The organism is Bradyrhizobium sp. CCBAU 53415, from assembly GCF_028128735.1.
Lineage (GTDB): Bacteria > Pseudomonadota > Alphaproteobacteria > Rhizobiales > Xanthobacteraceae > Bradyrhizobium.
The window spans coordinates 406,381-420,680 of sequence record NZ_LBJF01000027.1; the positions used below are offsets into that span (position 1 = coordinate 406,381).

The following is a 14,300-nucleotide window of genomic DNA, read 5'->3' on the forward strand; positions in this document are numbered from 1 at the left end:
CATGAACATCGTAACCGAACACAAGATTTCGGGCGAACCGATCGACAAGGCTCCCAAGCGTCCGGTCCGGCCGGTGCTTTGGTTCATCATCATCGGCACGCTTCTGGCCGCGCTCGTCGGTGGCCTCGTCTGGTTCAATTATTTCCGCGGCCAGATGATCAAGCAGTTCTTCGCCAACAACAAGCCGCCGCCGACCGCCGTCAGCGCGGCCGAGGCCAAATCCGAGGTGGTGCCGAACCTGCTCACCGCGGTCGGCAGCCTTGTCGCCGTGCATCAGGTCGACGTCAGTGCCGACGTCAACGGCCGCGTCACCGAGATCAAGTTCGAGCCGGGTATGCGTGTCGAGGCCGGCACGCCGCTGGTGCAGTTGTTCGACGCGCCGGAGCAGGGCGACCTCGCCAACTACAAGGCGCAGGCGACCGTCGCGCAGCTGTCGCTCGATCGCGCCAAGCAACTCGCCGCGCGCCAGTTCGGTCCGCAGGCGACCGTCGATACCGCGCAGGCCGCCTACGACCAGGCAATGGCCGGCATCGCCAAGACCGAAGCGTTGATCTCGCAAAAGCTGGTGCGCGCGCCGTTCTCCGGCGATCTCGGCATGCGCAAGGTCGAGGTCGGCCAATATCTGACGGCAGGTACGGCGATCGTGTCGCTGACCGATCTGTCGGAGCTGTGGGCCAACTTCACGGTGACGGAAAAGGATTCCGGCAGCCTCAAGGTCGGCCAGACCGTCCGGCTCAAGGTCGACGCCTATCCGGGCCGCACCTTCGAGGGCAAGATCACCACGATCGAGCCGCAGATCGCGGCCGACACCCGCAACATCCGCGTGCAGGCGACGATCGCCAATCCGGAGAAGATCCTCAAGCCCGGCATGTTCGTGACCACCACGGTGGTGCTGCCGGACAAACCGGCCGTGATCACCGTGCCTGAGACGGCGGTCGACTATACGCTGTACGGCGACTCGGTGTTCGTGATCGCCGAGAAGAAGGAGGCGGACGGCAAGACCAGCCTCTCGGCGGTACGCACCTTCGTGCAGACCGGCAACCGGGTCGAAGGCCGTGTCGAGATCGTCAAGGGCCTCAAGGCGGGCGACAAGGTCGTCGCCGTCGGCCAGCTCAAGCTGCAATCGGGCGCGCCGGTCGCGATTTCGACTGACCCGGCCCCGCAGATCCCGGCGCAGCCGCCGCGCTACTGACAACATCCTCGCGTGATCCGGCCCGGCCGGATCACGCATCTTGAGACAAAGAAATCGAGATCGCCGCGATGGCCTTTACCGATATTTTCATCAAGCGCCCGGTTCTGTCGGTCGTCGTCAGCCTGTTGATCCTTCTGATCGGCCTGCGCGCGGCGATGGTGCTGCCGATCCGGCAATATCCGAAGCTGTCGAACACGGTCATCAACATCACGACCGTCTATCCCGGCGCGTCCGCAGACCTGATCCAGGGCTTCATCACTACGCCGATCGAGCAGGCCGTCGCCTCAGCCGAGGGTGTCGACTACATCACCTCGTCCTCGGTGCTCGGCACCTCGACGATCCAGGTCTACATCAAGCTGAATTTCGATCCGAACCAGGCGCTCACCGAGGTGCTGGCGAAGACCAATTCGGTCAAATACCTGATCCCGAAGGAATCCAACGATCCGATCGTCACCAAGACCACGGGCCAGACCACCGCGGTGATGTATCTCGGCTTCTCGTCCGAGGAGCTGTCCGGTTCGGCGATCTCCGACTATCTGACGCGCGTGGTGCAGCCGGTGCTATCGACCGTCGACGGCGTCGCCTCGGCCGACATTCTCGGCGGCCAGACTTTCGCGATGCGTCTGTGGCTCGATCCCGTGAAGATGGCCGGCCGCAACGTGTCGCCGGCCGACGTCGCCGCGGCGATCACGGCCAACAACTTCCAGTCCGCGGCGGGCCAGACCAAGGGCTATCTCATCGTCTCGAACGTCTCGACGAATACCGGCCTCACCGACGTCAACCAGTTCAAGAAGATGATCGTCAAGGCCAAGGACGGCGGCTTCGTGCGGATGGAGGACATCGCCACCGTCGAGCTTGCCGCCCAGAGCACGGACGCCAGTGTTGCCTTCAACGGTGAGCACGCGATCTTCATCGGCGTGCAGGCAACGCCGCAGGGCAACCCGCTGACGCTGGTGAAGGGCGTACGCGCGCTGTTCCCCGAGCTCGAGCGCAATCTGCCGCCATCGATGAAGATGAAGGTGGCCTACGACTCGACCAAGTTCATCCAGTCCTCGATCGACGAGGTCGAGAAGACGCTCGGCGAAGCCGTGATCATCGTGATCGTGGTCATCTTCCTGTTCCTGGCCTCGCTGCGGTCGGTCATCATTCCCGTGGTCACCATTCCGCTGTCGATGATCGGCGTCTGCACCCTGATGCTGGCGCTGGGCTTCAGCTTCAACCTGCTGACGCTGCTCGCGATGGTGTTGGCGATCGGCCTCGTCGTCGACGACGCCATCGTCGTGGTGGAGAATATCCATCGCCACCTCGAGGAGGGCAAGACACCGGTTCAGGCCTCACTACAAGGCGCGCGCGAAATCGTGGGCCCCGTCATTTCGATGACCATCACGCTAGCGGCAGTGTACGCGCCGATCGGCTTCCTTGGTGGTCTCACCGGCTCTTTGTTCCGCGAATTCGCTTTCACCCTCGCGGGCTCGGTGGTCGTGTCGGGCATTATCGCGCTGACGCTGTCGCCGATGATGTGCTCGGTGCTGCTGAAGAACGCCGAAGAGGGCCGCTTCGCCAAGCTCGTGAACCGGGTGTTCGGTGCGATGACGCGCTGGTACGGGCGCAGGCTCGATCGCTCGCTCGACTACAAGGCCGTCACCGGCCTGTTCGCGGTGACGATCCTCGGCCTCGTCGGCTTCCTCTATATGCACACCTCCAAGGAGCTGGCGCCCGAGGAAGACCAGGGCATCGTGTTCGCCGTGACCAAGGCCCCGAAATACGCCAACATCGATTATCTCGATTTCTACGGCGACAAGCTCGACAAGGAATTCGCGAAATTCCCCGAGACCGATCTGCGCTTCGTGCTGAACGGCATCAACGGCCCGCAGGGCGGCATCGCCGGCATGCTGCTCAAGCCGTGGGATGAGCGCAAGCGCTCGTCGATCCAGCTGAAGCCGCTGGTGCAGGCCGAGCTCTCCAAGATCGAGGGCGTCCAGGCCTTCGCGTTCAACCTGCCGCCGCTGCCGGGCGGGCCGGGCGGCCTCCCGATCCAGATGGTGATCAATTCCACCGCCGGGTTCCAGACGGTCTATGAGCAGATGGAGAAGCTGAAGGACGCCGCGCGCAAGAGCGGCATGTTCATCGTCTCCGACAGCGACCTCGCCTACAACCAGCCGAACGTGAAGGTGACGATCGACCGCACCAAGGCGCAGGATCTTGGTGTCAACATGCAGAACCTCGGCGCTACGCTCGCGGTGCTGCTCGGCGGCAACTACATCAACCGCTTCAATCTCGAAGGCCGGTCCTACCAGGTGATTCCGCAGGTGCCGCGTGCCAAGCGGCTGTCGCCGGAATCGCTCGGCGGCTACTACGTGACGACCAATACCGGCCAGCAGCTTCCGCTGTCGACCCTGGTGTCCATCGAAACCAAGACCGACCCGAATTCGCTGACTCACTTCAACCAGCTCAATTCGGCGACGTTCTCGGCGGTGCCGATGCCGGGCGTGACCGTCGGTGCGGCGGTGGACTTCCTGGAGGGCGAGGCGAAGAAGCTGCCGCAGGGCTTCAGCCACGACTACCTGGCCGACTCCCGGCAATACGTGCAGGAAGGCAATCAGCTCGCGATCACCTTCGGCTTCGCGCTGATCATCATCTTCCTGGTGCTCGCCGCGCAGTTCGAGAGCCTGCGCGACCCGCTGGTCATCATGATCTCGGTGCCGATGGCGATCGTCGGCGCCTTGATCCCGCTGTTCTTCGGCGCGGCGACCATGAACATCTACACCCAGGTCGGTCTGCTCACCCTGGTCGGCCTGATCACCAAGCACGGCATCCTGATGGTGGAGTTCGCCAACGAGCTCCAGGTCAACGAACGGCTCGACCGTCGCTCGGCCATCGAAATGTCGGCCCGCATCCGCCTGCGGCCGATCCTGATGACGACGGCCGCGATGGTGACCGGCCTGATCCCGCTCCTGACCGCGACCGGTGCGGGCGCGGCCAGCCGCTTCTCGATCGGCCTGGTCGTCGTGGCCGGCATGTCGATCGGCACGCTGTTCACGCTGTTCGTGCTGCCGGCGGTCTATGTGGTGCTGGCGACCGACCATCGCGCCGCAGCCGATTCGGAGCGGAACAAGCAGGTCAACGAGCTCGACCTCGGCTCAAAGGCGCTGCGGCCGACCTGAGGCCGCAAGGCAAGCTGGTCCAAGGGCGGTAGCGGTCATCCGCTGCCGCCCTTTTTGTTGTGTCCCGGGATAGCCGCTTTTCCGCGCCTGCGAGAGACAAGGTCCGGTCTTCTTGCTAGGTTCCGCGGTATGAGCCTTTCCGTCCATCCCGATAGCCGGCAAGCGAGGTCTTTGCCGAGCGGAGCTTCGAATGGCGTTGCCTCCGGCGCCCAGGCGGCACGGGGGATCAGAAGCCGGCTGTTCATCAAATATGTGGCGCTGTTCGTGGCGGTCGTTGCTGTCGCCCTGCTTGCGAACGGCCTGTTCGAGGTCGTCTTCTATTACCGCGAGCACAAGGCGGCGCTGATCCGCGTCCAGCATGAGCAGGCCGAGGCCGCCGCGGCCAAGATCGGCCATTTTGTGAAGGAGATCGAGAGCCAGCTCGGCTGGACCACGCAACTGCCGTGGTCGGCGGGCTCAATCGAGCAGCGCCGATTCGATGCACTGCGTCTCCTGCGCCAAGTCCCCGCCATTACAGAGCTTGCCCAGGCGGATTCGACCGGTAAGGAGCGGCTGCGCGTTTCGCGGCTGGCGATGGACGCCATCGAGAGCGGGGTCGACCTGTCCAGGGATGCCAAGTTCACCGAGGCGGTCGCGCACAAGATCTATTATGGCCCGGTCTATTTCCGCCGGGAGTCCGAGCCCTACATGACGCTGGCGCTGGCCGGTGTGCGCAAGGATGCCGGCGTCAGCATCGCCGAGGTCAATCTCAAGCTGATCTGGGACCTCGTGTCCCAGATCAAGGTCGGCAAGCACGGGCACGCCTACGTGGTCGGCCCCGAGGGACGCCTGATCGCGCATCCCGACATCAGCCTGGTGCTGCGCAACACCGATATGTCGAACCTGCCGCAGGTGCGGGCCGCGCTTGCCTCAGGCGGCCTTATGGGCGACGGGCTCTCCGAGGCGCGCAACATCGAAGGGCAGAAGGTGCTGACCGCGTCGGCACCGATCGCTCCGCTGCACTGGACCATGTTCGTCGAACTGCCGGTCGAGGAGGCCTATGCCGCGCTCTACGCCGCGTTGCAACGGCTCGCGATCGTGCTGCTCGCGGCATCGATCTTTGCCGTGCTCGCCGGGATATTCCTGGCGCGTCGCATGGTCGGGCCCATCCAGGCGCTGCGCAGCGGCGCCGAAAGGATCGGCGGCGGCGACTTCTCCCAGCGCATCTCGATCCGGACCGGCGACGAGCTCGAAGGCCTTGCCGATCAGTTCAACGACATGGGTGCGCGCTTGCAGGAATCCTATGCCGACCTCGAAAACAAGGTCGAACGGCGAACTGCGGAATTGAGCGAGTCCTTGCAGCAGCAGACGGCGACCGCCGATGTGCTGAAGGTCATCAGCCGTTCGGCGTTTGATCTGCAGACCGTCCTGAACACGCTGGTCGGATCGGCCGCCCGGTTGTGCGACGCCGACGAGGGGACGATCTTTCGGCCTCGCGACGGCGTCTTCTATTTGGCGGCAAGCTGCGGGCTCGACGCGGAGCAGGAAAGCAAGCTTCGGACCTTCGCGTCCGTACCGGAGCGCGGGAGTGTGGTCGGACGCACGTTGCTTGAGGGCAGGACGGTCCATGTTCCCGACGTGCAGGCCGACCCAAACTATGCCCCCTCGGCCGCGCGACGGCGTTCCAACGTGCGTACGATGCTCGGTGTCCCCCTCCTTCGGGAGGGGACACCGATCGGCGTGTTCGTCCTGACGCGGCATATGGTGCGGCCCTTCAGCGACAAGCAAATAGAACTCGCTACGACCTTTGCGGATCAGGCCCTTATCGCGATCGAGAATGTCCGATTGTTCGAGGAGGTTCAGGAACGCACGACAGAACTGTCGCGATCCCTCGACGATCTGCGCACCGCGCAGGACCGCCTGGTCCAGACGGAGAAGCTTGCCTCGCTCGGCCAGCTTACCGCGGGGATCGCTCATGAGATCAAGAACCCGCTCAACTTCGTCAACAATTTCTCGGCTCTCTCGACCGAGCTGATCGACGAGCTCAACGAGGCCCTGCGATCCGCCGCGCTCGACGGCAAGACGAAGGAGGAGATCGAGGAGCTGACCGGCGTGCTCAAGGGCAACCTCGAAAAGGTGGTGCAGCACGGCAAGCGCGCCGATTCCATCGTCCGGAACATGCTGCTGCATTCGCGCGAGGGCTCCGGCGAACATCGCGCCGCCGACATCAATGCCGTCGTGGAGGAAAGCCTCAATCTGGCCTATCACGGCGCGCGCGCCGAGAGGCCGGCCTTCAACGTCACGCTCCAGCGCGAGCTCGACCCGGCCGCCGGTATGGTCGATATCTATCCGCAGGAGATCACGCGTGTCTTCCTCAACCTGATCTCCAACGGCTTCTATGCCACTGCCAAGCGCAAGGAGAGCGCGGGCGACGCCTTCGAGCCGACCTTGCGCGCCGCAACGAAGAACCTCGGCGACAAGGTCGAGATCCGGATCCGTGACAACGGCACCGGGATTCCGTCCGAGGTGAAGGAGAAGATGTTCAATCCCTTTTTCACGACAAAGCCGGCCGGCGAGGGGACCGGGCTCGGTCTTTCGATGAGTCATGACATCGTGGTGAAACAACACGGCGGAACGATCGACGTGAACACCACACCCGGTGTATTCACCGAATTCGTCATCACCTTGCCGCGGACGATGACACCGGGCAGCACGACCGGTAGTACAGCTGGCAGTACACTTGGAGGCAAGTCTTGAACGTTTACATCCTGGTCGTCGATGACGAGCCCGACGTCGAGGCGCTGTTCCGGCAGCAGTTCCGGCGCGACCTGCGCGCCGGCCGCTTCCAGATGGAGTTCGCTCTCTCGGCTCCCGAGGCGCTCGAGCGCGCCGCCGAGGTTCGCGATCCCTCGCTGATCCTGATCCTGTCCGATATCAACATGCCCGGCATGAGCGGGCTCGACATGCTGCCGAAGGTGCGTGCCGCACATCCGGACGTTCCGGTCATCATGATCACAGCCTATGGCGACGCCGAGACGCGCCGAAAGGCGATCGAGCGCGGCGCGGTCGGGCTCCTCACCAAGCCGATCGATTTCGTGCTGTTGCGGCAGGAGATCGACACGAGGCTCGAGCAAGCCGCATGACTGCGACCATCCTCTTCGTCGATGACGAGCCGGACCTCGAGGCACTGATCCTGCAGAAATTCCGCAGGCAGATTCGCGATGGGCAGTTCGCTCTCATATTCGCGCGCGACGGCTTGGAGGCGCTGGAGTCGCTCGAGCAGAACCCGCATGTCGACATGGTGGTTTCCGACATCAACATGCCGCGGATGGACGGGCTGTCGCTGCTGGCGAAGCTCCAGGAAGCCGAGGACAAGAAATCGACCATCATCGTCTCGGCCTATGGCGACATGAGCAACATCCGTGTCGCCATGAACCGCGGCGCGTTCGACTTCCTGACCAAGCCGATCGACTTCGCCGATCTGGAGACCACGATCGAGAAGACCATTCGTCATGTCGAGATGCTGCGCGACGTGCGGCGGCGCCAGATGGAAGCCGAGCGCGCCCATGCCTCGCTGTCGCGTTTCTTCTCGCCGGAGATCGCAAGGCGCTTGGCGGCGGATGTCGACGGCGACGGCATGGAGGTGCAGTGGCGCGATGTCGCCACCCTCTTCACCGACATCACCGGGTTCACCTCGCTGGTCGAGTCCGCGGCCCCGCAGACGCTGGGCGAGCTTCTCAACGAGTATGTCGGCGGCATGACCGAGATCGTCTTCGCTCATGAGGGGACGGTCGCCAAGATCATCGGCGATGCGATCCAGGTGCTGTTCAATGCACCAGGCGACCAGCCGGACTATGCGACGCGTGCAGTTGCCTGCGCTCATGACCTCGACGCCTGGGCGGAGGACTTTTCGGCGCGCTGGAAGGCGAGAGGCGTGAATTTCGGGGCCACCCGCATCGGTGCCCATGCTGGTCCCGCGCTGGTCGGCAATTTCGGCGGCAACCGCTTCTTCGACTACACGGCCTATGGCGACACCGTCAATACGGCGGCGCGGCTGGAAGCCGCCAACAAGCATCTGGGAACGCGCATCTGCGTCAGCGCCAGTGTGGCAAAGGCGGCTGCGAACTTCCATGGTCGGCCCGTGGGCGACCTGATGCTGCGTGGACGCAGCGAGCCGCTGCGCGCGTTCGAACCGTTGCCCGAGGCGAAATTCGAAGCCCCGGAGACGGCGCAATATTCCGAAGCTTTTGCCAAGATGGAGGCCGGCGATGCCGGGGCCATGCCGGCCTTTGCCGCGCTGGTCGGGATGCATGCCGACGATCCGCTGGCCGGTTTTCACCTGAGGCGTCTGCTCAACGGCGCCAAAGGCATTCGCATGCAATTGGAATAGGAGTCCGTCATGACGCGTGAATTCTCCGCCGGCAACTATCGTTTCATCCCATCCGTGTTCCAGTATTCCGCCGGCGCCGCCGCGGATGAGGGCTATGAGATCGAGCGCGTCCGGTTCGACCGCCTGGTACCGCTCGCGGAAGGATTTGCGCGGGCCGCAAAATTCATCCAGGAGGCGGGGCGTCCGCTGACCGCATTCTGTGCCTGCGAGCTGCGGTCACCGGCGGCGTTCAGCGAGGAAGGCTTCCGCGCGTTCAATCTGCACTACGTGAAGACGCTGTCGGAGTGGGGCATCTTCGACGGGACCACCAATCCGGTGGCGCGCAGCAATGTGTGTCCGGAGATCGAGCCGCCCTCAGAGCCGTCCTTCTACGCATTCTCCTTCACGCGCCCGACCCACTCGAAAGCACCATCGTTTGTGATTGCCGGCGGCGCCGAGGCCCGTGAAGGCAGTGGGACCTATGTCGAGCGCACCGTGCGCTACCGCGACCTCAGTCCGGAAGGCCTGCGGGAGAAGGTTCGCTTCACCACGACCTCGCAAATGGAGGCCCGGATGGCCGCCTTCGGCTTCGGCTGGAAGGATACGACCGGCGTTCAGGCCTATTCCGTGCACGACTTTCACCACGCGCTGGTCGACGAGCTGGTCCGCCGCGGCGCATTGCGCTCCGGCTTGACCTGGCATTTTGCCCGGCCGCCGGTGGTCGACCTGGAATACGAGATGGATTGCCGGCGGGTGATGCGGGAAGTGGTGATCTGATCCGTCGACGGTCGCTCTTCACTTCTGTGGGGCAGAGGTGAAGATCGCGGTTCTGATCCAACGTCAGCGCTGCCTCGGATCGAGCGCGTCCCGCAGGCCGTCGCCGAGCAGGTTCAACGACAGCACCACGAGGAAGATCGCGAGCCCCGGCCAGATCGCCATCCACGGCGCCTGCGTCAGGAAGCGTTGCGCGGCATTGAGCATGCTGCCCCAGGACGGCGCGGGCGGCTGCTGGCCGAGGCCCAGGAAGGACAGAGCAGCTTCCGCGATGATGGCTGCGGCGATCGAGAGTGTCGCCTGCACCAGCAGCGCCGGCAGGATATTCGGCAGGATATGGGAGAACGCGATCCGCCAAGGCGGATTGCCGAGGGCGCGCGCCGCCTCGACATAGTCCTCGGCCTTGACGACCAGCACCTGGCCGCGGGTCAGGCGGATGAAGATCGGGGTCGCCGAGATGCCGATCGCGATCATGGCATTGCCGAGGCTCGGCCCGAGGAACGCGGCGAGCGCAATCGCCAGGATGAGGAACGGGCAGGCCAGCATCGCGTCCGTGATCCGGCTGATCAGCGCATCGACGAAGCCGCCGCGATATCCGGCGAGGAGACCGAGCGGCACGCCGACGCCGAGCGCGATCGCCACCGAGATGAGGCCCGCGAGCAGAGAGGCGCGCGCGCCGTAGACGACGCGGCTGAGGATGTCGCGGCCGAGCTCGTCGGTGCCGAACCAGTGGGTTGTGGTCGGCGGCTTGCGCACCAGGCTCCAGCTCGTCGCGACGGGATCATAGGGCACGACGAGCGGCGCGAGGGCCGCAAGGAGAATGAATGCCGTGATCACGACGAGCCCGAACACCGCTGCCTTGCGCTTGAACAGCCGCCGCCGCGCGCGGCGAGCAGGGCTATCCAGCTCATAGGCTTGCGTGACGGGACCGGGCAGCGCGGCGTCGGTCATGGGCTAGCCTCGCAGCCGCGGATTGACCAGGATATAGGCGACGTCGGCGACAAGGTTCAGCGTGATGTAGACGGTGGCGGTCACCAGCACGACGCCCTGCACCACCGCATAGTCGCGGTTGAATACGGCGTCCACGATCAGCTTGCCGAATCCGGGAATGGAGAAGATCTGTTCGGTCAGCACCGCACCTGACAGCAGCGTGCCGAGTTCGAGCGCGCCGAGTGTGATCACGGGCGTCAGCGCATTGCGCATCGCGTGCTTGAGGATGACCGAGCGCTCGGAGAGGCCCTTCGCCCGCGCGGTGCGGACATAGTCGCTTTCCAGCACCTGGAGCATGGCGCTGCGCGTATGCCGCATCAGGATCGCGGAAATCGCATTGCCGAGCACGAACGCCGGCATGATGGTGGCGGCCAAGCTCGCGCGCCAGTCCTCGGTCAGCGGCACGTAGCCGGAGGCGGGCAGCCAGCCGAGCTTGATCGAGAACAGGAAGATCAGGAGGATTCCGAGCCAGAAATTCGGCGTCGAGATGCCCCACAGCGCAAACAGATTGGCGCCATAGTCCCAGGCCGTGTCCTTCTTCACCGCGGAGACGATGCCGGCGGGAATGCCGATGAAGAACGCGATTAGGATCGCCATCGAGCCGAGCTGCAGCGTCACCGGCAGCTTCTGCGCGATCAGCTCGCGCACCGGCATCTTGTTGCGCAGCGACTCGCCGAAATTGCCCGTCAGCACGCCCTTGAGCCAATAGAAGTATTGCACGGGGATCGGCTGATCGAGCTTGTACTGCTGGCGGATCTGCTCGATCACCGCGGGATCGCGCTCCTCGCCGGCCATCACCAGCACGGGATCGCCCGGCAGCAATTGCTGCAACGAGAAGATCAGCACCGACACGAAGAACAGCGTCGGCACAATCTGCGCGATGCGGCGGGCGAGGAAGTTCAGCATGATGCGGCTTGTGTCCCGGGCGCAGCGCAACATGCAATGTTGCGCTGCTGAACCGGGACCCAATGGTCGCGGTTCGCTGCTGCTGTGGGTCCCGGCTCTTCGGAGCAGCGCTTATGCGCTGCGCCGCGTCCGGGACACGCCATCGTCGTCATCAGATCTATCACTTGAACTTCAGCCCAACCACGCGCACCAATCCGTCCGGCATCTGCCGGTAACCGTCGAGCTTCTTGGTGTGCGCGATCAGGAGCGTGCGGTGATAGAGGTAGATGATCGGAAGGTCGTCGAGCAGGATCTTGGTCAGCTTGGCGTAGATCGCCTTGCGCTCGTCGACGTTGGATGTCGCTCGCCCCTCTTCCATCAGCTTGTCGGCGTCTGGGTTGGAATAACCTCCGTCATTCTGCGGCGCCTTGCTGCGCATGAAGATGTAGGAATTGCCGTCGGGATCGATCCGGCCGCTCCAGGGGATCTGAAACACCTGGAATTCGCCGGCCTGGGCCTGCTTGAAGGTGGTCGCAAATTCGACGGCGCGGATCTTGATGTCGAAGCCGGCTTCGGCGGCCATGGACTGCACGACCTGGGCGACGGCCTCGTACTCGGTGCCCTTGGGGACCATGTAGTCGACGGTCACGGGGAGGTTGACGCCGGCCTCCTTCAGCAGTGCCTTGGCCTTGGCGATGTCGCGGCCCGGAACGGGGAAAGACTTCTGATAATACGGATGCGTCGGGCTGACCCACTGATTGCCTGGGGTAAACTCGCCGTTGAACACGACCTGGTTGATGGCTTCGCGATCAATCGACAGGCTGAGCGCCTGGCGCACCTTCGCCGACTGGCTGAGCGGTCCTTTGGCTTTGTCGTTGGCGATGTTGATCGTGAGGCCTTGATAGCCGAGTTCGGGCGCGGTCGACAGCACGAGCCGGGGATCGGCGCGAACGTCCTTGATGTCGGTGGCGAGCACGCGTTCGATCAGGTCGAGCGCGCCGGATTTCAGATTGGCGAGGCGCACGGTGGCGTCGACGATCGGCTGGAACACGATGCGGTCGATGTGGATGTTGTCCTTGTTCCAGTAGTCGGCGAATTTCTCGAACACCATGCGGTCCTGCTGGACGCGCTCGACGAATTTGTAGGGACCGGCGCAGACCGGATGCAGGCCGAACTTGTCACCGGACTCCTTCGCAGCCTTGGGCGAGACCATCATGCCGGAGCGGTCGGTGAGCTGGGCGATCAGGGGCGAGTACGGCGTCTTCAGCACCAGCTTGATCGTGAGGGGATCGACCACCTCGACATGGTCGACGCTGGCGAGCTCCGACTTGCGGAACGAGGTCGGCAGCGCCATGTGACGCTCGATCGAGAATTTTGCGGCTTCCGCGTCGAGCGGCTCGCCATCGTGGAACTTGACGTTTGGCCGAAGCTTGATCGTCATGGCCTTGCCGTCGGCCGATGTCTCATAGGACAACGCCAGCTGCGGCACGATGTTGAGCTTCTCGTCGATGTCGAACAACTTATCACAGAACGCGGAGAAGACGATGCGGCCGACATAAGTGCGGCCCATACTCGGATCGAGGATGTCGGGGTCTTCGGCGATGCCGATGCGAAGCGTGGTCTGCGCCTGGGCCGTGCCCGCGAGCGACGTCAGCAATGCCGACGCCAGGATTGTCAAACGCATAAAGCTCATCGTTCTCAACCTCTGTTTCACGGCGATGTGGGGGCCGCCCCCAATGAACGAACCCCGCCGTCGCGTGCTGCTTCCGGCCCGCCGCTGAAGGCTGCGACCAGTTTTTCCAGGACCGGCGAGAAGCTGCCGTCCATGGGGACGATCGCCTCCGAGGAGGGCAGTTCCGACGTTCGGTGGCAGGCCGTTGCATGTCCGATGCCATCCGCGACGAGCCGAGGCATTTCGCTGCGGCAGCGATCGACCACATAGGGGCAGCGGGTGTGAAAGCGACATCCCGGCGGCGGATTGAGCGCGCTGGGGATCTCTCCCTGCAGCACAATCCGGCTGCTCTTTGCCCGCGGTTTAGGCACGGGGATCGCGGACAGAAGCGCCCGGCTGTAGGGATGGCGCGGCGCGGCGAACAGCGCGTCCGCCTCCGCGGTCTCGACGATCTGGCCGAGATTCATCACCGCGACGTGGTCGGCGATGTGCTTGACCACGGCGAGGTCATGCGAGACGAAAATGTAGGCGAGGCCGAGCCGGTCTTGCAACTCGCGCAGGAGGTTGAGGATCTGCGAGCGAATCGAGACGTCGAGTGCCGAGACCGGCTCGTCGCAGATGATCAGCTTCGGCTCGACCGCGAGCGCGCGAGCGATGGCGATGCGCTGGCGCTGGCCGCCGGAGAATTCATGCGGATAACGTCGCGCCAGCCGTGGCTCGAGCCCGACCAGCCGCAGCAGCTCGGCGACGCGCTCGGATCGCCGCGGCGCCGGAGCGAGATCATGCAGTGCCAGCGGCTCGGTCAGGATCTGGCCGACCGTCATGCGCGGATTGAGCGAGGCGTAGGGATCCTGGAAGATGATCTGCGCCTCGCGGCGGAAGGCGCGCAAGCCGCGGGCATCGAGTGAGAGCAGATCGCGGCCGTCGAAACGGACCGAGCCTGCATCCGGCTCGATCAGCCGCAGCACCAGGCGGCTGACGGTGGACTTGCCGCAGCCGGATTCTCCGACCAGGGCCAGCGTCTTGCCCGCTTCGAGCGAGAAGCTGACGCCATCGACCGCCTTGACGTGCGCCAGCGGCCGGCCCAGCAGCGAGCGCTCGGCGACGAAATGCTTGACCAGGCCTGTCACCTCGAGCAGGGCGGTCATTGTTTGTACACCCCACGAAATCCGGTCTCGTGTCCCGGGCGCGGCGCAATACGGGGTATTGCGACGCTGAACCGGGACCCAGCTCTTCGCCACATGGGCCCCGGTTCAGCGGTGCACCACTGCGCTT

The 14,300-nt window shown here is 64.3% G+C and carries 10 protein-coding genes; 6 read left to right on the forward strand and 4 right to left on the reverse strand.

Annotated elements, in window-relative coordinates:
* The first annotated feature begins 1 nt into the window (after nt 1).
* The 6 genes from XH87_RS30120 to cnbZ all read left to right on the forward strand — a co-directional run bounded on the left by XH87_RS30120 (nt 2) and on the right by cnbZ (nt 9,481).
* On the forward strand, nt 2-1,192 hold the full coding sequence (locus tag XH87_RS30120; RefSeq protein WP_035710635.1) for an efflux RND transporter periplasmic adaptor subunit: 1,191 nt from the start codon (nt 2-4) through the stop codon (nt 1,190-1,192).
* Between the two features lie 68 nt (nt 1,193-1,260).
* Nucleotides 1,261-4,356, forward strand: coding sequence for a MexW/MexI family multidrug efflux RND transporter permease subunit (locus tag XH87_RS30125; protein ID WP_271590027.1), 3,096 nt, complete (start codon nt 1,261-1,263; stop codon nt 4,354-4,356).
* Nucleotides 4,357-4,485: 129 nt separating this feature from the next.
* Nucleotides 4,486-7,092 carry a sensor histidine kinase gene (locus XH87_RS30130; protein WP_271590028.1) on the forward strand — a complete coding sequence of 869 codons (2,607 nt, stop codon included), beginning with the start codon at nt 4,486-4,488 and terminating at the stop codon, nt 7,090-7,092.
* Nucleotides 7,089-7,478, forward strand: coding sequence for a response regulator (locus XH87_RS30135; protein ID WP_035710643.1), 390 nt, complete (start codon nt 7,089-7,091; stop codon nt 7,476-7,478). The genes XH87_RS30130 and XH87_RS30135 overlap by 4 nt, the downstream gene beginning before the upstream one ends.
* The gene (locus XH87_RS30140) at nt 7,475-8,725 is read left to right on the forward strand and encodes an adenylate/guanylate cyclase domain-containing protein (protein WP_271590029.1); all 1,251 of its coding nucleotides are present in this window, start codon (nt 7,475-7,477) and stop codon (nt 8,723-8,725) included. The genes XH87_RS30135 and XH87_RS30140 overlap by 4 nt, the downstream gene beginning before the upstream one ends.
* Nucleotides 8,726-8,734: 9 nt before the next feature.
* Nucleotides 8,735-9,481: a 2-amino-5-chloromuconate deaminase CnbZ gene (cnbZ, locus tag XH87_RS30145; RefSeq protein ID WP_158668807.1), complete on the forward strand. Its 747-nt coding sequence runs from the start codon at nt 8,735-8,737 to the stop codon at nt 9,479-9,481.
* 63 nt (nt 9,482-9,544) lie between these two features.
* Here the strand turns inward: cnbZ and XH87_RS30150 are convergent, their stop codons facing one another.
* The 4 genes from XH87_RS30150 to XH87_RS30165 all read right to left on the reverse strand — a co-directional run bounded on the left by XH87_RS30150 (nt 9,545) and on the right by XH87_RS30165 (nt 14,173).
* Nucleotides 9,545-10,429, reverse strand: coding sequence for an ABC transporter permease (locus XH87_RS30150; RefSeq protein ID WP_271590030.1), 885 nt, complete (start codon nt 10,427-10,429; stop codon nt 9,545-9,547).
* A 3-nt stretch (nt 10,430-10,432) separates the two neighbouring features.
* Entirely contained in the window at nt 10,433-11,374 is a 942-nt protein-coding gene (locus XH87_RS30155) for an ABC transporter permease (protein ID WP_271590031.1), read from the reverse strand.
* Nucleotides 11,375-11,534: 160 nt separating this feature from the next.
* Nucleotides 11,535-13,046: an ABC transporter substrate-binding protein gene (locus XH87_RS30160; protein WP_271590032.1), complete on the reverse strand. Its 1,512-nt coding sequence runs from the start codon at nt 13,044-13,046 to the stop codon at nt 11,535-11,537.
* Nucleotides 13,047-13,063: 17 nt separating this feature from the next.
* Nucleotides 13,064-14,173 carry an ABC transporter ATP-binding protein gene (locus XH87_RS30165; RefSeq protein WP_271590033.1) on the reverse strand — a complete coding sequence of 370 codons (1,110 nt, stop codon included), beginning with the start codon at nt 14,171-14,173 and terminating at the stop codon, nt 13,064-13,066.
* Nucleotides 14,174-14,300 lie beyond the last annotated feature (127 nt).